Annotated in this window: 20 protein-coding genes; 16 read left to right on the top strand and 4 right to left on the bottom strand. The window is 57.7% G+C overall.

Features of this window, described 5'->3' with window-relative positions; genetic code table 11:
* The first annotated feature begins 7 nt into the window (after positions 1 to 7).
* The 12 genes from ccoN (at position 8) to hemN (ending at position 11,118) form a co-directional block, all read left to right on the top strand.
* A complete protein-coding gene (gene ccoN, locus TU84_RS09600) occupies positions 8 to 1,450 on the top strand; it encodes a cytochrome-c oxidase, cbb3-type subunit I (RefSeq protein ID WP_048368830.1) in 1,443 nt (480 codons plus the stop codon).
* 2 nt (positions 1,451 to 1,452) lie between these two features.
* Positions 1,453 to 2,061, top strand: a complete 609-nt coding sequence (gene ccoO / locus TU84_RS09595) for a cytochrome-c oxidase, cbb3-type subunit II (protein WP_048369080.1) — start codon at positions 1,453 to 1,455, stop codon at positions 2,059 to 2,061.
* Positions 2,062 to 2,066: 5 nt separating this feature from the next.
* Positions 2,067 to 2,258, top strand: coding sequence for a CcoQ/FixQ family Cbb3-type cytochrome c oxidase assembly chaperone (locus TU84_RS09590; RefSeq protein WP_048368829.1), 192 nt, complete (start codon positions 2,067 to 2,069; stop codon positions 2,256 to 2,258).
* On the top strand, positions 2,255 to 3,232 hold the full coding sequence (gene ccoP / locus TU84_RS09585; RefSeq protein WP_048368828.1) for a cytochrome-c oxidase, cbb3-type subunit III: 978 nt from the start codon (positions 2,255 to 2,257) through the stop codon (positions 3,230 to 3,232). The genes TU84_RS09590 and ccoP overlap by 4 nt, the downstream gene beginning before the upstream one ends.
* A 143-nt stretch (positions 3,233 to 3,375) precedes the next feature.
* The gene (locus TU84_RS09580; protein WP_048368827.1) at positions 3,376 to 3,627 is read left to right on the top strand and encodes a type II toxin-antitoxin system prevent-host-death family antitoxin; all 252 of its coding nucleotides are present in this window, start codon (positions 3,376 to 3,378) and stop codon (positions 3,625 to 3,627) included.
* The gene (locus tag TU84_RS09575; protein WP_048368826.1) at positions 3,627 to 4,037 is read left to right on the top strand and encodes a type II toxin-antitoxin system VapC family toxin; all 411 of its coding nucleotides are present in this window, start codon (positions 3,627 to 3,629) and stop codon (positions 4,035 to 4,037) included. The genes TU84_RS09580 and TU84_RS09575 overlap by 1 nt, the downstream gene beginning before the upstream one ends.
* A 213-nt stretch (positions 4,038 to 4,250) precedes the next feature.
* Positions 4,251 to 5,666, top strand: coding sequence for a cytochrome c oxidase accessory protein CcoG (ccoG, locus tag TU84_RS09570; RefSeq protein ID WP_048368825.1), 1,416 nt, complete (start codon positions 4,251 to 4,253; stop codon positions 5,664 to 5,666).
* A 12-nt stretch (positions 5,667 to 5,678) separates the two neighbouring features.
* The gene (locus TU84_RS09565) at positions 5,679 to 6,218 is read left to right on the top strand and encodes a FixH family protein (RefSeq protein ID WP_048368824.1); all 540 of its coding nucleotides are present in this window, start codon (positions 5,679 to 5,681) and stop codon (positions 6,216 to 6,218) included.
* Between the two features lie 12 nt (positions 6,219 to 6,230).
* Positions 6,231 to 8,681, top strand: coding sequence for a heavy metal translocating P-type ATPase (locus TU84_RS09560; RefSeq protein ID WP_048368823.1), 2,451 nt, complete (start codon positions 6,231 to 6,233; stop codon positions 8,679 to 8,681).
* 20 nt (positions 8,682 to 8,701) lie between these two features.
* The gene (gene ccoS / locus TU84_RS09555) at positions 8,702 to 8,932 is read left to right on the top strand and encodes a cbb3-type cytochrome oxidase assembly protein CcoS (RefSeq protein WP_048368822.1); all 231 of its coding nucleotides are present in this window, start codon (positions 8,702 to 8,704) and stop codon (positions 8,930 to 8,932) included.
* A complete protein-coding gene (locus TU84_RS09550; RefSeq protein ID WP_048368821.1) occupies positions 8,925 to 9,608 on the top strand; it encodes a sulfite exporter TauE/SafE family protein in 684 nt (227 codons plus the stop codon). Before ccoS ends, TU84_RS09550 begins: the two co-directional genes overlap by 8 nt.
* Before the next feature lie 127 nt (positions 9,609 to 9,735).
* Positions 9,736 to 11,118, top strand: a complete 1,383-nt coding sequence (gene hemN / locus TU84_RS09545) for an oxygen-independent coproporphyrinogen III oxidase (RefSeq protein WP_048368820.1) — start codon at positions 9,736 to 9,738, stop codon at positions 11,116 to 11,118.
* 10 nt (positions 11,119 to 11,128) lie between these two features.
* Here hemN and TU84_RS09540 read toward each other — a convergent pair whose 3' ends face one another.
* Positions 11,129 to 11,599, bottom strand: coding sequence for a hypothetical protein (locus TU84_RS09540; RefSeq protein ID WP_241486395.1), 471 nt, complete (start codon positions 11,597 to 11,599; stop codon positions 11,129 to 11,131).
* A 168-nt stretch (positions 11,600 to 11,767) separates the two neighbouring features.
* Between TU84_RS09540 and fnr the strand changes: the two genes are divergently transcribed.
* Together fnr and TU84_RS09530 are read left to right on the top strand one after the other, a co-directional pair.
* Positions 11,768 to 12,502, top strand: coding sequence for a fumarate/nitrate reduction transcriptional regulator Fnr (gene fnr, locus TU84_RS09535; RefSeq protein ID WP_048368819.1), 735 nt, complete (start codon positions 11,768 to 11,770; stop codon positions 12,500 to 12,502).
* 57 nt (positions 12,503 to 12,559) lie between these two features.
* Positions 12,560 to 13,102 (top strand): adenine phosphoribosyltransferase, encoded by a 543-nt coding sequence (locus TU84_RS09530; RefSeq protein ID WP_048368818.1) that lies wholly within the window; start codon positions 12,560 to 12,562, stop codon positions 13,100 to 13,102.
* Between the two features lie 164 nt (positions 13,103 to 13,266).
* On the opposite strand, the gene recR is transcribed toward TU84_RS09530, so the two are convergent.
* The 3 genes from recR to dnaX form a co-directional block, all read right to left on the bottom strand.
* Positions 13,267 to 13,869 (bottom strand): recombination mediator RecR, encoded by a 603-nt coding sequence (gene recR / locus TU84_RS09525; protein ID WP_048368817.1) that lies wholly within the window; start codon positions 13,867 to 13,869, stop codon positions 13,267 to 13,269.
* Between the two features lie 117 nt (positions 13,870 to 13,986).
* Entirely contained in the window at positions 13,987 to 14,325 is a 339-nt protein-coding gene (locus TU84_RS09520; protein WP_048368816.1) for a YbaB/EbfC family nucleoid-associated protein, read from the bottom strand.
* 76 nt (positions 14,326 to 14,401) lie between these two features.
* Complete coding sequence (gene dnaX, locus TU84_RS09515) at positions 14,402 to 16,462, bottom strand: DNA polymerase III subunit gamma/tau (RefSeq protein ID WP_048368815.1); 2,061 nt, start codon at positions 16,460 to 16,462, stop codon at positions 14,402 to 14,404.
* A 455-nt stretch (positions 16,463 to 16,917) separates the two neighbouring features.
* Here dnaX and TU84_RS09510 point away from each other — a divergent pair, with 455 nt between their 5' ends.
* Positions 16,918 to 18,216, top strand: a complete 1,299-nt coding sequence (locus TU84_RS09510; RefSeq protein WP_048368814.1) for a site-specific integrase — start codon at positions 16,918 to 16,920, stop codon at positions 18,214 to 18,216.
* 212 nt (positions 18,217 to 18,428) lie between these two features.
* Positions 18,429 to 19,343, top strand: coding sequence for a helix-turn-helix domain-containing protein (locus tag TU84_RS09505; RefSeq protein WP_048368813.1), 915 nt, complete (start codon positions 18,429 to 18,431; stop codon positions 19,341 to 19,343).
* Positions 19,344 to 19,805 lie beyond the last annotated feature (462 nt).

Here is a 19,805-nt window from a genome sequence, read left to right as displayed (position 1 = left end):
CCTTGCGATGAGCACAGCAATCAATCCGACTGCTTATAACTATAAGGTCGTCCGCCAGTTCGCCATCATGACGGTGGTCTGGGGGATCCTTGGCATGGGACTCGGGGTTTTTATCGCGTCACAACTTGTGTGGCCCGAACTTAACCTGGGTCTTGAATGGACAACCTTCGGTCGTCTGCGCCCCCTGCACACCAACCTTGTGATTTTTGCCTTCGGTGGCTGCGCCTTGTTTGGTACGTCTTACTACGTGGTGCAACGTACCTGCCAGACACGGCTGATTTCCGACAGCCTGGCCTCGTTCACCTTCTGGGGCTGGCAAGCCGTCATCCTCGGCGCAATCATCACCCTGCCGCTGGGCTACACCACCACCAAGGAATACGCCGAACTGGAATGGCCGCTGGCTATCCTGCTGGCCATCGTCTGGGTGGTCTACGGCATTGTCTTCTTCGGCACCATTACCCGGCGTAAAACCAAACACATCTATGTGGGCAACTGGTTCTATGGCGCGTTTATCGTGGTTACGGCGATGCTGCACATCGTCAACCACGCGTCTCTGCCGGTGAGTTTTTTCAAGTCTTACTCGGCGTATGCGGGTGCGACCGACGCCATGATCCAGTGGTGGTACGGCCATAACGCGGTCGGGTTTTTCCTGACCACGGGCTTTTTGGGGATGATGTATTACTTCGTGCCCAAGCAAGCCGAACGCCCGATTTACTCCTATCGCCTGTCCATCGTGCACTTCTGGGCGCTGATCACCCTGTACATCTGGGCCGGCCCGCACCACTTGCACTACACCGCATTGCCGGACTGGGCGCAGTCGCTGGGCATGGCCATGTCAATCATTCTGCTAGCACCGAGCTGGGGCGGCATGATCAACGGCATGATGACCCTCTCGGGCGCCTGGCATAAATTGCGCACCGACCCGATCCTGCGCTTTTTGGTGGTGTCTTTGGCGTTCTACGGCATGTCGACCTTTGAAGGCCCGATGATGGCCATCAAGACTGTCAACGCCCTCTCCCACTACACCGACTGGACCATCGGCCACGTACACGCCGGGGCACTGGGCTGGGTAGCGATGATTTCCATCGGTTCGATGTACCACATGATCCCGCGCCTCTATGGCCAAAAGCAGATGTACAGCGTTGGCCTGATCAACGTCCACTTCTGGCTGGCGACCATCGGTACCGTGCTGTACATCGCCTCGATGTGGGTCAACGGCATCACCCAGGGCCTGATGTGGCGCGCCATCAATGACGACGGCACGCTGACCTATTCGTTCGTTGAATCGCTACAAGCCAGCCACCCCGGCTTTATTGTCCGCGCCATCGGCGGGGCCATTTTCGCCAGCGGCATGCTGTTTATGGCCTACAACGTGTGGCGCACCATTCGCGCCTCGAACCCGGCAGAAGCTGAAGCCGCAAGCACGATTGCAGTCGCGGGGGCCCACTGATGATCAAGCACGACAGTATTGAAAAGAACATCGGCCTGATGGCCTTCTTCATGGTCATCGCCGTGAGTATCGGTGGCCTGACACAAATCGTTCCGCTGTTTTTTCAGGACGTGACCAACAACCCGGTCGAGGGCATGAAACCGCGCAACGCGCTGGAACTTGAAGGCCGCGACGTCTATATCGCCAACGGCTGCGTGGGCTGCCACTCGCAAATGATCCGACCGTTCCGCGCCGAAACCGAGCGTTATGGCCACTATTCGGTGGCCGGTGAAAGCGTGTGGGACCACCCCTTCCTGTGGGGCTCCAAACGCACCGGCCCGGACCTGGCCCGCGTGGGTGGGCGTTACTCGGATGACTGGCACCGCGCGCACTTGTACAACCCGCGCAACGTGGTGCCGGAGTCGATCATGCCGGCTTACCCCTTCCTCGTTGAGCGCAAGCTCGACGGCAAGGAAACAGCCAAGAAGATGGAAGTCTTGCGCACCTTGGGCGTGCCTTACACCGATGCAGACATTGCCGGTGCCAAGGATGCCGTGAAGGGCAAGACAGAAATGGACGCACTGGTGGCTTACCTCCAGGGCTTGGGCACACTCATCAAGAGCAAACGGTGATCTGAATGGATATCGGGATGATTCGTGGCCTGGGCACCTTGCTGGTGATGGTGGCTTTTATCGGTTTGGCCTTGTGGGTGTTCAGCCCCAAGCGCAAGTCCGAGTTTGACGACGCAACGATGTTGCCGTTCAAGGACGACCCCGAAGCCATCAAGCACGTTGAGCAAGAACAAGCGTCCAGGAGTAAACATAAATGACCGAGTTCTGGAGTCTGTACGTCACTGTCCTCACCCTGGGCACCATCTTCGCCCTGACCTGGCTGCTGTTTGCCACACGCAAGGGCCAACGCAGCGAGCAGACCGACGAAAAAGTCGGCCACGCCTACGACGGCATCGAAGAGTACGACAACCCCCTGCCCCGCTGGTGGTTCATGCTGTTTGTCGGCACCATCATCTTTGCCTTGGGCTATTTGGTGCTGTACCCAGGTTTGGGTAACTGGCGTGGCCTGCTGCCGGGCTATGAGTACCTGGACACCAAAGATAAAACCCCTTTTGCCAATGGCCAGACCGGCTGGACGGGCGTGCATGAATGGGAAAAGGAAATGGCCAAATCGGATGCCCGCTTTGGGCCTATTTTCGCCAAGTTCGCCGCCATGCCCATCGAAGAAGTGGCCAAAGACCCGCAAGCACTGAAAATGGGCGGCCGCCTGTTTGCCTCCAACTGCTCGGTGTGCCACGGCTCTGATGCCAAGGGCGCTTATGGCTTTCCGAACCTGACCGATGCCGACTGGCGCTGGGGCGGTACGCCAACCGACATCAAGAACAGCATCATGGCGGGACGACATGCGGTGATGCCGGGTTGGGGCGAAATCATCGGCGAGCAAGGTGTCAGTGACGTGGCAGCGTACGTGCTGACCCGCCTTGACGGGCGCAAATTGCCGGACACGGCAAAGGCCGACCCACTCAAGGGTCAGGCCATCTACGCCACCAACTGCGCGGTCTGCCACGGCCCGGAAGGCAAAGGCAACCCGTTGATGGGCGCCCCCAACCTGACCCAACCCGGCGCGTTTATCTACGGCTCGAGCTTTGCCCAGTTGCAGCAGACCATCCGCTACGGCCGTCAGGGCCAGATGCCTGCCCAGGCCGAGCTGCAAGGTAACGACAAAGTCCACCTGCTGGCCGCCTACGTGTACAGCCTGTCGCACCCTGATGAGGTCAAGCCTGCGGAGTAAACCCGCTGCCTCGGCACGACACAAAATGGCCCCCGCCAGCGCAGGTTGGCGGCGGCGTTTTGTTTCATCGTATTTTTGAGATGGTTAGCTTGCGCTTTAAGTAGTAACGTTACTACATTCGTTTTTTGGGGAGGAACCACTCCATGACCATCACCACTATTTCAAGCCGCGAATTCAATCAAGACACAAGCGGTGCCAAAAAAGCATCGCAACAAGGGCCTGTTTACATCACCGACCGTGGCCGCCCCGCCCATGTACTGCTATGCATGGAGGAGTACCAAAGACTGACCGGCCAAAACACCAGCATCGTCGACCTGCTCGTCATGCCCGACACACCACCGGTTGAATTCGAACCCGAACGCGCAATCATCGCGCCGCGCCCAGTGGACCTCTAATGTTCCTGCTCGATACCAACGTGGTTTCAGAACTTCGCAAACCCCAGGCACACCCTGCCGTGGTGGCTTGGGCCGGCAGCATACCGGCTTACAAACTGTATATTTCGGCCATTACCCTGCTTGAAATTGAGACCGGCATTTTGCGGCTGGAACGCCAGGACCCCAGGCAGGCCGCGCCGTTGCGCAACTGGCTTGAGGCGCACGTAGTACCGGCATTTGCCGGGCGCGTACTGTCCATTGACGGCACCGTAGCCAGGCGCTGCGCGCGCCTGCATGTACCTGACCGCAGCAATGAGTGCGATGCTCTGATCGCCGCGACAGCTCTGGTCCATGGCATGACCATCGTGACCCGCAATACCCAGGATTTTGCGTTAAGCGGAGCCCCTTTACTCAACCCGTGGGAGCCCTGATTCATGGTTTTGACACCGTAGTCAGCGGCTTAAGTCAATTGATCCACATCATGATTCAACGCAACTCCTATACCAAGTTTCAGATTTTCGGAACGCGACCAAAGGTCGCACCCTTGCGCTAGAGTCTCAGGGGTATCATTGCGCCATTGCAACACCTTCTGACCGCGGTTGGCACGTACTGGCCGTGGCACTTCACTGCCGTGGTAAGCCCTTATGAGCGATAAGATCCCAGTCCAAAACGTCACGCCGCCTGCCTCAAAAAACACTGAAAGCATCGACCTTTACGCGGCGCGAGAAAAAATCTACACCCGCGCTTTCCACGGGTTTTTCCGCAATGTGCGCATGGTCGGTGGTGCCCTGCTGTTCTTGCTGTATTTCGGCACCGTCTGGCTCAATTGGGGCGGACATCAAGCCGTGTGGTGGAACCTGCCTGAACGCAAATTCTTTATTTTTGGCGCCACCTTCTGGCCACAGGATTTCATCCTGCTCTCGGGCCTGCTGATCGTTGCGGCCTTCGGCCTGTTTTTTATTACCGTGTACGCAGGCCGCGTATGGTGCGGTTACACCTGCCCGCAAAGCGTCTGGACCTGGGTGTTCATGTGGTGCGAAAAAATCACCGAAGGTGATCGCAACCAGCGCATCAAGCTCGACAAGGCACCGATGAGCGCCAACAAGTTTGTGCGCAAATTCAGCAAGCACACGCTGTGGCTGCTAATTGGATTTGTCACCGGCCTGACCTTTGTTGGCTACTTCGCCCCGATCCGCGAACTGGTGGTGGATTTCTTCACCGGCCAGGCCGATGGCTGGGCTTACTTCTGGGTAGGCTTTTTCACCCTCGCCACCTACGGCAACGCGGGTTGGCTGCGCGAGCAAGTGTGCATTTACATGTGCCCTTACGCGCGTTTCCAGAGCGTGATGTTCGATAAGGACACGCTGATTGTTTCGTACGATCCGCGTCGTGGCGAAGTGCGCGGCCCGCGCAAAAAAGACAGCGACTACAAGGCCCAGGGCCTCGGTGACTGTATCGACTGCACGATGTGCGTTCAGGTCTGCCCCACCGGCATCGACATTCGTGACGGCTTGCAGATTGAATGCATTGGCTGCGCAGCCTGTATCGACGCCTGCGACGACATCATGGACAAGATGCACTACCCGCGCGGCTTGATCAGCTACACCACTGAGCACAACTTGTCGGGCCAGAAAACCCACACCCTGCGCCCGCGCCTGATTGGCTATGCCCTGGTGCTGCTGACCATGATGGGCCTGCTGGCGGCTGCTTTCTTCACGCGCTCGCTGGTGGGCTTCGACGTCAGCAAAGACCGCGTGCTGTATCGCGAAAATGCCGAGGGCCGGATCGAAAACGTGTACAGCCTGAAGATCATGAACAAGGACCAGCACGACCATACCTACGTGCTGCAAGCCAGCGGTTTGCCAGACTTGCAGCTGCAAGGCAAACGCGAAATCAGCGTCGCGGCAGGCGATATTGTCAGCCTGCCGGTCGAGTTGTCGGTTGACCCGGAACAACTGCCGTCCAGCACCAACGAGGTGTATTTCATTCTTCAAGATGCCGACAACAACGACATCACCGTTAAAGCCAAGAGCCGATTCATCGGCCCTCATATTCGTTAAGAGAAACTGTCCATGCCCGCAGCAAACGCCTACAGCCCTTGGTACAAACACATTTGGCCATGGATCATCATTGCCATTCTCACCTGCTCGGTGACGCTGACCCTGTCGATGGTAACCATTGCGGTGAAGAACCCGGACAACCTGGTTAACGACAATTACTACGAGGCGGGCAAGGGCATAAACCGCTCGCTGGACCGCGAACTGCTGGGGCAAGCCCTGCAACTGAAGGCCAAGTTGCGGCTGGACGAGTTGACCGGCGAAGTGGTGCTGCTGCTCGAAGGCAACAGCCAGCCGAAAACTCTGGAGCTAAACCTTATATCGCCGACCCAACCTGAAAAGGACCGCGGCCTTATCCTGGTCCAAAGCCCGTCTGAGCCTGGGCGCTATACCGGCCAACTGGATGACAAGGTAGAAGGTCGGCGCTTTGTGGAATTGTTGGGGGTGGAAGATGGCAAGACCTGGCGCCTGTTTGAAGAAGAGCTGGTTGACCATGACAAAGACCTGATGCTGGGCGACGAGCCGATTCCAGGCGCGGAAGATCGCAAGCAGTAAAAGGTATACCCCATGATCACTCCCACGCCTTGCTACCACTGCGCCCTGCCCGTTCCGCCCGGCAGCCGCTTTACCGCCGATGTTCTGGGCAAGAGCCATGAGTTCTGCTGTCCGGGCTGTCAGGCGGTGGCGCAGGCCATCGTGGCCGGCGGGCTGGATCACTACTATCAGCACCGCAGCGAGGCCTCGGCCAACCCGCAGGCGTTACCGGTGCAACTGGCCGAAGAGCTGGCCCTGTATGACCGCCCCGATGTGCAAAAACCGTTTGTTCGCCATGAGGGTGAGCAGGCTGAAACCACACTGCTGATCGAGGGCATCAGTTGCGCCGCCTGTGGCTGGCTGATCGAGAAACACCTGCTGCACCTGCCCGCCGTCAGTGAGGCACGGCTGAACTTGTCCAACCACCGCTTGCACATCCGCTGGGCAGACAGCCAGTTGCCCTTGAGTGACGTGTTGAGCGAGTTGCGCCATATCGGCTACGCCGCCCACCCGTATCAAGCCGATAAAGCGGCAGAGCAATTGGCCAGCGAAAACCGCCTGGCTTTGCGCCAGTTGGGAGTGGCCGGCTTGCTGTGGTTTCAGGCGATGATGGCAACCATGGCCACTTGGCCGGAATTCAATATCGACCTCAGCCCCGAGATGCACACCATCCTGCGCTGGGTCGCGCTGTTTCTGACCACTCCCATCGTGTTTTACAGCTGCGCGCCGTTTTTCAAAGGCGCAATGCGTGACCTGCGCACTCGCCACCTGACCATGGATGTCTCGGTATCGCTGGCCATTGGCGGTGCCTATGTGGCCGGTATCTGGACCGCGATCACCGGCGATGGCGAGCTGTATTTCGATGCAGTCGGCATGTTTGCCCTGTTCTTGCTGGCCGGGCGCTACCTGGAACGCCGCGCCCGCGAACGCACAGCGGCGGCCACTGCGCAACTGGTCAACGTGTTACCCGCTTCGTGCTTGCGCCTGGGCGAAAACGGCCAAAGCGAACGCATTCTGCTGAACGAGTTGAAGGTCGGCGACAAGGTGCTGGTTCACCCCGGCGCCGTGCTCCCGGCCGACGGCAAGATTCTCGACGGCCAATCGAGCATTGATGAGTCCTTGCTGACCGGCGAGTACCTGCCGCAGCCTCGCACCGTGGGCGATGCAGTGACCGCTGGGACCTTGAACGTCGAGGGCGCACTGACGGTGCAGGTGCTGGCTCTGGGCCAGGACACGCGCCTGTCGGCCATCGTGCGTTTATTGGAGCGCGCCCAAAGCGAAAAGCCACGGCTGGCCGAAATTGCCGACAAGGCTGCGCAATGGTTCTTGCTGTTCTCTTTGATTGCGGCAGTAGCGATTGGCCTGCTGTGGTGGCAGCTCGACCCGTCGCGAGCGTTCTGGATCGTGTTGGCGATGCTGGTGGCGACCTGCCCTTGCGCGCTGTCGCTGGCCACCCCGACCGCCTTGACCGCCGCCACCGGCACCTTGCACAAGCTGGGCTTGCTGCTCACCCGTGGCCACGTGCTCGAAGGGCTGAATCAAATCGACACGGTGATTTTCGACAAAACCGGCACCCTGACCGAAGGCCGCCTCGCGTTACGTGCCATTCGCCCGCTGCGCGATCTGGACCCTGACCAGTGCCTGGCCCTGGCTGCTGCGCTCGAAAACCGCTCTGAACACCCGATTGCCCGCGCCTTTGGCCGCGCCCCGAACGCCGCCGAAGATGTGCAGAGTACGCCGGGGCTGGGCCTTGAGGGCGTGGTGGGCAAGCAACGCTTGCGCATCGGTCAGCCAGGCTTTGTCTGCGCGCTCAGCCACTGCGCAACTCCGGACCTGCCGGATGAACCCGGCCAATGGTTGCTGCTGGGGGATACCGAAGGCGCGCTGGCCTGGCTGGTACTCGACGACCGCCTGCGCACTGACGCTGCGGCGCTGGTTGCTGCGTGCAAGGCGCGCGGCTGGCGTACGCTGCTGTTGTCCGGTGACAGCTCGCCAATGGTTGCCAGTGTGGCTGCAGAGTTGAACATTGACGAGGCCAGGGCCGGCTTGCGCCCGGATGACAAACTGCGGGTGCTGCAAGACCTGCACGCCCAAGGGCGCAAAGTGTTAATGCTGGGTGACGGGGTCAATGACGTGCCGGTGCTGGCGGCGGCCGACATCAGTGTGGCGATGGGCTCGGCCACCGACTTGGCCAAAACCAGCGCCGATGCGGTGCTTCTGTCCAATCGTCTGGACGCTTTGGTACAAGCGTTCAGTCTGGCCCGGCGAACCCGCCGGGTGATCATCGAAAACCTGCTGTGGGCCGGTTTGTACAATGGCCTTATGCTGCCTTTTGCGGCGTTGGGCTGGATCACACCGATCTGGGCCGCGATCGGCATGTCGATCAGTTCGCTGACCGTGGTGCTTAACGCCCTGCGTCTGACCCGCATGCCGCGTCAGACGCCTGCCCCGCCCACGTCAGACCTTCGCCTGCTACCGGCCTGAGCCGGTCGCCTGGAGCCTTTATGCCAGCGCTTTACATCATGATTCCCGCGGCGTTGCTGATTGTTGGCATCGCCATTTTTATCTTCTTCTGGGCCGTGGACAGCGGCCAGTACGACGATCTGGACAGCCCTGCGCACAGCATTCTGTTCGACGACCAGGATCCGCAGCACACCGCCGCCGTGGAAGAGGCCAAAGGCTCTAACGGGCATGCTGTGGATAAACCCGATCAGCACGTGCCACCCCATGCTTGAGTTGGCACCACTGCTGGTCTCGGCGTTCATATTGGGCGTGCTGGGCGGCGGGCATTGTCTGGGCATGTGCGGCGGCCTGATGGGCGCGCTGACATTCGCCATTCCCAAAGAGCAACGCAGCCGACGCTTCAAGCTGTTACTGGCCTACAACCTGGGGCGAATTCTCAGCTATGCCACGGCGGGTTTGCTGCTGGGATTGGCAGGCTGGGCGGTCGCCAACAGCCCGGCCGCCATGCTGATGCGGATACTGGCCGGGGTGTTGCTGATCATGATGGGCGCGTACCTGGCAGGCTGGTGGAGCGGCCTGATCCGCATCGAAAGCCTGGGGCGCGGGCTGTGGCGGCATATCCAGCCGCTGGCAAGCCGCCTGTTGCCGGTATCGAGCCTGCCCCGCGCCATGCTGTTGGGCGCCCTGTGGGGCTGGTTGCCGTGCGGATTGGTTTACAGCACTTTGATCTGGTCAGCCAGCCAGGGCAGCGCCCTGACTAGCGCTTTGCTGATGCTGGCTTTCGGCCTGGGAACATGGCCCGTGTTACTGGCCACGGGCCTCGCGGCTGAACGCATGACCGCCGTGTTGCGCAGGCGCAGCGTACGCATGGCCGGCGGGTTGCTGGTGATGCTGTTCGGCCTCTGGACCCTGCCCGGCCCGCATCAGCATTGGTTGATGGGGCATTGAACCGTTAGAGCCTGGCGAAGCTAACGCATGAGCTGAGCCAGAGCTGGCGTTGATGCAAATCAAGGTGCGACAAATTCGCAGCCCCTAGACTCCTGAGCATTGCCAGCCATCCCAGGGGAATGCCCGCATGCTCGACGCCATTCGTTGGGACTCCGATTTAATTCGTCGTTACGACCTCGCCGGACCGCGCTACACCTCGTACCCCACGGCGATGCAGTTTCATGATCAGATCAGTCCATTCGACTTTCTGCACGCCCTGCGCGACAGCCGCAAAGCCATGCGCCCGCTGTCGCTGTATGTGCACGTGCCGTTTTGCGCCAATATTTGCTACTACTGCGCCTGCAACAAAGTCATCACCAAAGACCGTGGTCGCGCCCAGCCGTATTTGAAACGCCTGGAACAGGAAATCAGTCTGGTCGCCTGCCACCTTGATCCCAAGCAAAAAGTTGAGCAGTTGCATTTTGGCGGCGGCACACCGACGTTTTTAAGCCACGACGAACTGCGCCAGCTAATGGGCCACCTGCGCGAGCACTTCAATCTGCTGGACGATGACTCCGGCGATTACGGTATCGAGATCGACCCACGCGAAGCCGACTGGTCGACCATGGGCTTGTTGCGCGAGCTGGGCTTTAACCGCGTGAGTATCGGCCTGCAAGACCTCGACCCCGCCGTGCAACGAGCGGTCAACCGCCTGCAAAGCCTGGAAGAGACCCGCGCGGTGATTGATGCGGCGCGTACTTTGCAGTTTCGCTCGATCAACATCGACCTGATCTACGGCTTGCCCAAGCAAACCCCGATGGCTTTCGCGCGCACCGTTGAGGAAGTAATCAGCCTGCAGCCGGATCGTTTATCGGTGTTTAACTACGCGCACTTGCCGGAGCGCTTCAAGCCGCAACGGCGGATTAATACCAGTGATTTGCCTTCGCCTGCCGACAAACTGCAGATGCTTGAGCACACCATCGAGCAACTGACTGGCGCGGGTTATCGCTATATCGGCATGGACCACTTCGCCTTGCCCGACGATGAGCTGGCGATTGCCCAGGAAGAGTCCACCTTGCAGCGCAACTTTCAGGGTTATACCACCCACGGCCATTGCGACCTGATCGGCCTGGGCGTGTCGGCCATCAGCCAGATCGGCGAGCTGTACTGCCAGAACAACAGCGACATTGCCCTCTACCAGCACACGCTGGCCAGCGAGCAACTGGCGACCAGCCGTGGCTTGCTGTGCAATCAGGACGACCGGATTCGCCGCGAAGTCATCCAGCAGATCATCTGCAATTTGCACCTGCCGTTCGCGCGCATCGAACAGGCCTTCAACATCGATTTCAGGGGCTATTTTTCTGCGCAATGGCCTGAGCTGGAGGCGATGGCGGCTGATGGCCTGATTGCACTGAACAACGAGCAACTGACGGTCCTGCCCGCAGGGCGGTTGCTGGTGCGCTCGGTGTGCATGGCGTTCGACGCATATCTGGCACAGCAGCCCCGGCAACGCTTCTCGCGGGTGATCTAAACCCGCGTCATCACTTCATGGCCAGGGACGCGGCTTTGACGATGCTGTCACTGCTCGCCCCGGACTCTTGCAGCGCCTTGTTCAAGCTGTTGTTGGCCGAGGTCAACGATGCGTTCAAACCGGCCACTTCGGCCTGCAACGCCATCGACTGAGACCGGGCCTGTTCCGGGCTCAGGCTGCGGTTGGTCATGATCGCTTGCAGCTTGGCCATTTGTTCAGCGATCTTCTTTTTGATAGCGCGGATCATCTTCAGAATGCTCTGAATGTTCTCCGGCAAACCACTGTCTTCAATATCGCTGTTTTCATTCTTGCTGGCGCTGGCCGCCTTCAGGGCAGCCCCGGAGATGGTCACCTTGACCCCTTCAGCCCGTGGCGGCGCCTCTTCTTTATCGGCCTTGGCCCCCTTGTTGGCTGCGGCCCCCTCTTGGGTGTTTTTGGCAGGTTCAATACTGGGTGGTATGCCAGTTTGACCAAACGTCATTGCACCTATCGACGACATGAATTCGCTCACAATGGATATCTATTACCACGCTATCGACCGTGCGTTTTGCAACTTGAGGCCGACTCGCGACCCGGTGCGCCCTAGCCTCACCCATCGTGCTGAGTTACCCTTGCATCTTATGTGTGTTTTCCCACAAGGATTGAAGAAATGTCCGAGCCAGTAAAACTGCGCGCTCATAACCAGGCTCACTGCAAGGATTGCAGTCTTGCCCCTCTCTGTTTGCCACTTTCGTTGAATTTGGAAGACATGGATGCGTTAGAGGAAATCGTCAAGCGCGGTCGGCCACTGAAGAAAGGCGAGTTTCTGTTTCGCCAGGGCGACACCTTTGGTTCGGTCTACGCCGTACGTTCCGGAGCACTCAAAACATTCAGCCTGAGTGACAGCGGCGAAGAACAAATTACCGGCTTTCACTTGCCGAGCGAATTGGTCGGCCTGTCAGGCATGGACACTGAAACGTATCCGGTTTCGGCTCAGGCACTGGAAACCACCCCTGTTTGCGAAATCCCTTTCGAACGTCTGGACGAACTGTCTGTGCAACTGCCGCAATTGCGCCGGCAGTTGATGCGCATCATGAGCCGCGAAATTCGCGACGATCAGCAAATGATGTTGCTGCTGTCGAAAAAGACCGCCGATGAGCGCATCGCCACCTTCCTCGTCAACCTGTCTGCACGCTTTCGTGCCCGCGGCTTCTCGGCCAACCAGTTCCGCCTGAGCATGTCGCGCAACGAGATCGGCAACTACTTGGGCCTGGCCGTGGAAACCGTCTCCCGGGTGTTTACCCGGCTGCAAGAAAACCAGTTGATCACCGCAGAAGGCAAAGAAGTGCACATTCTTGACCCAATCAAGCTGTGCGCGCTGGCCGGTGGTTCGCTGGAGGCCTGATCAGGCCGCATGAGGGGTATACTGGCGGCTCCGAAGCCCGCCAGGACACCCACCCCCATGGTCAACGACTTCTGCCTCAAATCCCTGATCCGTCCGGTGCTTGATTTCCCCAAGCCCGGCGTGATCTTTCGTGACATCACCCCGCTTTACCAGTCGCCCCGCGCCATGCGCGTGATCGCCGACGCCTTTATCGAGCGTTACGTCGAAGTTGAATTCAGCCATATCGGCGCCATGGACGCCCGTGGTTTTCTGATTGGCTCAGTGCTTGCGCATCAACTGAACAAACCGTTGATTCTGTTTCGCAAGCAAGGCAAGTTGCCCGCTGACGTATTGGCTGAAGGCTACCAGACGGAATATGGCGAAGCGTTTCTGGAGGTGCATGCCGACAGTTTGTGCGAAGGTGATTCGCTGCTGCTGGTCGACGACTTGATCGCCACAGGCGGGACGCTGGTGGCGGCGGTGAACCTGGTGCGCCGCATGGGCGCACAGGTGTTTGAAGCGGCGTCAATTATTGACTTGCCCGAATTGGGCGGCTCAGCGCGCTTGCAGGAAGTGGGTGTGCCGACGTTTTGTCTGACTGAGTTTTCGTTGACTGAATAAATCAAGAACCCTCACCCTAGCCCTCTCCCGGAGGGAGAAGGAACTGATTGGGGGATACTTTAGATTTTCTGCTATCTAAATGCCTTGCGCTGAACCTGAGAACACCTCGGTAAAGCCCCCTCTCCCTCTGGGAGAGGGTTGGGGTGAGGGTGGCGTTTAAAACGTCACAAAGCGATCGGTTTACGCCCGGCAAACGAATGCGCCAGGGTGCCGCCGTCGACCAGCTCCAGCTCGCCACCCAGCGGGACGCCGTGGGCGATGCGCGACGCGATCAGGCCTTTGCTGCTCAGCAACTGGGCAATGTAGTGCGCAGTGGCTTCACCTTCCACGGTCGGGTTGGTCGCCAGGATCACTTCCTTGAAAGTGCCCTGCTCGGCGATGCGCGTCATCAGTTGCGGAATCCCGATGGCCTCAGGCCCAAGGCCATCCAGGGGCGACAAATGCCCCTTGAGCACAAAATAACGTCCGCGATAGCCGGTCTGTTCGATGGCGTAGACGTCCATCGGCCCTTCCACCACGCAGAGCAAGGTGTCATCGCGGCGCACGTCGGCGCACTGCGGGCACAAGTCATCTTCGGTCAGGGTTCTGCACTGGCGGCAATGACCCACACCGTCCATCGCCTGACTCAAGGCCAGCGCCAAACGCGAACCGCCACTGCGATCACGCTCGAGCAGTTGCAGGGCCATGCGCTGTGCGGTCTTTTGGCCGACACCGGGCAACGTGCGCAAGGCATCGATCAGTTGGCGAATAAGGGGGCTGAAGCTCATAGAGAAAGGTCCGACAAAACAACGAGAGGCGGTTTATACCCGTGGTCCGGGCCAGCGTCAAATGCCAACCCGCAGGCAAAAAAATGCCGGGCGCTGGGCCCGGCATTTTTAAGCGCCTTAGAACGGCAGCTTCATGCCCGGTGGCAGTTGCATGCCAGCGGTTACGCCGGACATTTTGTCCTGGCTGTTGGCTTCGATCTTGCGCACGGCGTCGTTGACTGCAGCGGCGAACAAGTCTTCCAGCACTTCGCGGTCATCTTCGCTCACGCCTTCAAGCAGGCTTGGGTCAATGTTCACACGCTTGAGGTCGTGACGGCCGGTCATGACCACCGTCACCATGTCGCCACCGGCCTTACCGGTGACTTCAGCGTTGGCCAGTTCTTCCTGCATCTTGGCCATTTTTTCCTGCATCTGCTGCGCCTGCTTCATCAGGCCGGCCATGCCACCTTTCATCATGGGAATCACCTCAAACGTTATTTGCACAATGCACCCGCAGTCACAATGACTGCGGGCTGTCAGTATCTAGCCGGTGTTACGAGGCCTGCGCCTCAATAACATCGACAGGTTGAATCGTATCGTCACGCACGGCTGCACCGAACTGCTCAATCATTTGCTGGACCAACGGGTCTGCGTAGATGGACTCTTCAGCCAGGCGCTGACGCTCTGCACGCAAGCGCGAAGCGGCCTGGGCCGGGGTTTCCTGCTCAGGCTTGACCAGCTCAATGGTCACTTTGAGTGTGCGCTGATGAAACTGGTTCAACGCATCATTCAAGCGGCGCTGCTGGGTCGAGTTAAACAGGGCGCTATGGGCCGGGTCCAGGTGCAGAAGCCAGTCATCGCCATCAACCGCAATCAAGGTGCAGTTGGCACCAATACTGGCCGTCATCCCTGATACCGGTAATTGGGGGAACATGTTCAGCCATTCAAGGGCCAAGCCCGTGGCAGGCATGGCTGCCGGTAATGGTTCGGGCTCGGGTTGCGGCTCGACGGCATGTTCGCTGGCCAACTCGTCCAGGTAACTATAGGCCGCAGAATCCATGTCCGGCTCAATGTAGTCTTCGTCCAGCGGCGGTTCATCGTCGCGGTCCATACCGGACAGCGCGGCGTCGACTTGCTCGGGCGTTGGCTCGTGAACAGGTTCGGCAACCCACTCCGGCGCGTCAGGCACCACGCTGTCCGGGGTCGGCAGCGGCATGGGCGGTAAATCCGGCTGCTCACTGACAGTCTCGAGCACAGGCTCTGGCGTGATCTCGTCTTCGATCACCGGCGCCGGGCGCTCATTCCAGGGCAAGTCGATTTCGACTGCAGGCGGTGCTTCAGGAGCCACTACAGGGGCCACCACTTCAGGTGCAGGAGCCACGACTTCAGGAACCGGCGCAGCCACTGCCACCGGAGCGGGTTCTGTGCGCGGTGTAACAGCCGTCGAGCCCGCCACGGTGTTGGCGGAATCAACTGTGGCCTGGCTGATCCCCACTGGCTTTAGCGGCTGACTCGGCGCATCGCCGGTGTCCGCCGGGCGGAAGGCCAGCATTCGCAGCAAGACCATTTCAAAGCCGCCACGCGGGTCTGGCGCCAACGGCAGATCGCGTCGGCCGATCAGGCCCATCTGGTAATAAAACTGAACGTCTTCGGCAGGCATCGCTTGCGCCAGCGCCAGCACCCGGTCGCGGTCGCCGTGACCGTTGTCGACGCCTTCAGGCAACGCCTGGGCAATCGCCACGCGGTGGAAAACGTTAAGGATCTCGGAAAGCACACCATTCCAGTCCGGGCCCTGCTCGGCCAAGTGCCGCACAGCCTCCAGCAGTGCCCGTGCATCACCCTGGATCAAGGCGTGCAACAGATCAAATACCTGGCCGTGATCCAGCGTGCCGAGCATCGCCCGCACATCCGTCGCCAACACTTTGCCCTCACCGAAGGCAATCGCCTGGTCGGTCAGGCTCATGGCGTCACGCATCGAACCATCTGCGGCACGGCCCAGCAGCCACAGTGCATCGTCTTCGAACGGCACGTTCTCGACACTCAACACATGGGTCAAATGCTCGACAACGCGCTCGGGGGTCATGTTTTTAAGCGAGAACTGCAGGCAGCGAGACAGAATCGTCGCCGGCAGCTTTTGCGGATCGGTGGTCGCCAAAATGAATTTGACGTAGGGCGGCGGCTCTTCAAGGGTTTTCAACAGCGCATTGAAGGAATGGCTGGAAAGCATGTGCACTTCGTCGATCAGATAGACCTTGAAGCGCCCACGGCTTGGAGCGTACTGCACGTTGTCGAGCAGCTCTCGCGTGTCCTCGACCTTGGTCCGGCTCGCGGCGTCGATCTCGATCAGGTCGACAAAACGCCCCTCATCGATCTCACGGCACACCGAACACGTCCCACACGGCGTCGAGGTGATACCTGTTTCACAGTTCAGGCATTTGGCGATGATCCGCGCAATGGTGGTCTTGCCGACGCCGCGCGTACCGGTAAACAGATAGGCGTGGTGCAGGCGCTGACTGTCCAGAGCGTTGATCAGAGCCTTGAGCACATGGGTCTGGCCGACCATTTCGCGGAACGAGCGCGGACGCCATTTACGTGCAAGAACCTGATAACTCATTGATAACCGTCGCGTCTGAAAAGCGGAAGGGGCTAATGCTAGCGGAGCAGGGGCAAAATTGCATCCGGTGCGCGCTTTTAACTGCTCAGGCGCTCATGGCCGGGCATTTCAAGCAGACATGAAAATACGTCGACCAAGCATTCAGCCGTCGAGATTTATAGAGGAGAAGATTTTGTTTTGGACTAAAAACCCTGCCAATTGAGGATTCTTAAAATGGAGGCAACCCCACCAGCCACACCCCGGCACACAATGTTCCCGCTGTGGCTGCTGCCTTCCGGCTCTGACCATGTAGCATGCAAGCATGCTCGGTAATCGTTGCAAGCCATATGGGGTAAGGGTTTCAGGCTTTTGAGGTTGCTTCCAAGCACCCGTACCGACACACCGTACGGGGAGTCATAAATCTGGGGTGCAGTCAGCATTGTTCCACTCGACTGTTCCACTTTGGTGTTCCACTTATGGCCTACATCGTCCGCCGCAACTCCGTTTACTACATGAATCTGCGGCTGCCCAAGCACCTATTCCCTAATCGGCAAACCCTACGCTTCAGCCTCAACCTGCGTGAGCGTCAGTCCGCGTTATTCACTGCAAGCCACATTGCTCAGAAGGTGCACGAGCATTTACTTGAACACCCTCTAGCAGACCTTCAGGCGCTCCGTACGCTGTGTACTAGGTGGCGAGACGCTACGCCTGCACCAGCAATTCAATCTGTCGTACGGAGCTCCTCAGTCATTTCACCCAAGCAAGTAAACGTCAGCACCAGCCCTACCCTTGGCACCTTATCCAAGAGATACATCGAAGAAGGTAAACGGGGAGGCACATGGCGTGAAGTGAGCACACACGAAGTAGAACGCTCACTGCGAGACTTATTTGAATTGATGGGCGATATGCCTATTGCTGCATTTGATGTAAATCAAGCACGCCTGCTTAAAGATCGCTTGAGCCGTTGCCCTCAATACTTCGGACTACGACCTGAGTTCAAAGGCAAGACGTTGCTACAGGTGGTTGAGTCTGGTAGCTCCTACAAAGCTGTCACCGCAGTTACGGTGAACAATCGTTTGCGCAAACTCTCAGCATTTATGAACTGGTGCAAAACCAACGGATACATGCAAGACAACCCGTTGACCGGACTCAAGATGATGACGGGTTCAGCAAAGGAAGCACGCTTATCATTTGAACAGCGTGACCTGACCGCCCTTCTCGACCTGAATGCACTCAAAACTGAAGCTCGAAAACATCCTTGGCGCTACTGGATACCATTGCTGGGCCGCTACACAGGCGCCCGACTGGAAGAGTTGTGTCAGCTACGTGTCGATGACTTTGTTGAGCAACAAGGCATTCAATGCATCCGCGTAGATGACAGCAGCGAAGGTCAGAATCTAAAGAACACAAGCAGCCGACGCATGCTGCCAGTACACCCGCTTCTGGTTGAGGAGGGGTTACTACGGCATGTTGAGTCAGCCAGAAACAGTGGAACCCATAGATTATTTCCTGAGCTTGAACCAGTGCGTGGAAAGTTGGGTCATGCGCCCTCCAAGTGGTTTGGGAGGTACAAGGTGAAGCGCGGGATTGATGACAACAAGAAGACGTTCCACAGCTTCCGACACACACTGATCGATGACCTGCGGGACGCTGGCGTACAAGACTCGCTGATCAAGAGAATTGTTGGGCATGAGGATAGCGCTGTCACTTTTGGTGTGTATGGCAGCAGGACTCCACTGAAAGCCATGCTTGAGGCTCTCCAACACATCAAATAATCTTTAAAAATTAGTTGCACAAAAAGCAACAGCAAGATATATTTATCGGCTGACCAATGCTAGTCAGCAGACATTCCAGAACCTCCCCCGCGACCACTGCGTAAACAGTGCCTTGCAGATGGAGGTTTTTTTGCGTCCGCGATTTACCAATACCAACCGGCAGAACTCGAGAGATTGCCTATGAACTGAACTTGAAAAGGAGAAAGAAGAGAATGATTTATGTCGCCCCAAACAAAGTGATCCACACCGCAGTATCTGAGCCTGATATTCGCTCCATACTTACCAAACACCGCACCACTACCATTGACGGTTTTGTCTTCGACAAGGCTACAGGCGAGCTGCTGGGCTGCTACATCTTCTCTGAGTATGCCCCCGAATCAATTGATTACCCAGCACCATCCAGAAAGGAAGCAGCTAACTACGTTTCTGACGAGGACGGCACTCCAATCGTGCTTTTCACTCCGGCAGCGAAAAGCGGACACATAGCAACAGTCTCCACTCTACCCACAACCAAGGCTCGACCGCACCCCAAGACAAAAAGCACAAAAGGCCGTAAACAACCGGTCGTTGAGAATCCTTTGTATGCTGTAATTTTGGCAGCCAAAGTGGAAGAGAAACCGACACCATGGTTGGACGATTATATCCATGGAGCTATCAATACAGGGCCAGGAGTGATTAATGGCAGGTACAGCGTGTCTCCTGCTGACGTTGCTAAGCTACTCAGACTGTCAGAGATTTCCGTGGCTAGCGCTTCAAAATGCTTACTAAATTACGACCATGAGCCGATGAGCCTGAGACAACTTCAGCGGGTCGTCGAAGCCGCAAGAGTTGCACTGCGAGGTATTGCACTACACTTGGAACGCCACCCAAAAATACTTGCAATGCTTGATGTTGATATTGACTTCACTTCGTTTTGGACAAGCAATTCTACAGAGAAAAAAAATCAAGGACGGAAGGAACACCCGCAGCGACAGGAGGTTTTACGATTACTGGGGCAAGGTGAAGCAGTGAAGACGATTGCACGACAAACAGGCGTATCCAAGACCACTATCAAGAAATGGCAATTAGAGTTGCTTGCTGCCTGCCCACTTGATAGTGACTGCCATGGGGGGGGGTCAGTAACTTGAATTAACGACAGATATATAAGAGAAGCGTACTGCCTCAATTGTGCAATGAAAGTGTGCATCTATATTCACTGCTATAGCAGTGGCTACTATTTCTATCATGGCTACGCCATAGTCGGCCTTTGATCTTGATCTTTCGATCTACCAACCACCACCGACCTCACAGTCGAACACCACATCAATTATTAGTCAACACAAATCAAAGCTATCGCTTTAGACCTTGACTTTATTTATGTGGTTACCACATGAACAGCTAGACACTAAAAGAAAAGATCAAAAACTTAAAACCTTTCTGATCTGTATCGACAGTTTAACTGTAAAGCGTAGGAACTTAAGAGCAGTGAATCGCCCCGGGTTTCCTAGACACTCTCCAGGCTCGCTGCGTAACGCTTTTCAAACTCTACCGGTGACAGCTGATTGTTGAAACTGTGGCGTCGTTTTGGGTTGTAAAACATCTCGATGTAA

It is taken from the genome of Pseudomonas helleri (assembly GCF_001043025.1).
GTDB lineage: Bacteria > Pseudomonadota > Gammaproteobacteria > Pseudomonadales > Pseudomonadaceae > Aquipseudomonas > Aquipseudomonas helleri.
This window is presented reverse-complemented; position numbering and strand designations above follow the sequence as displayed.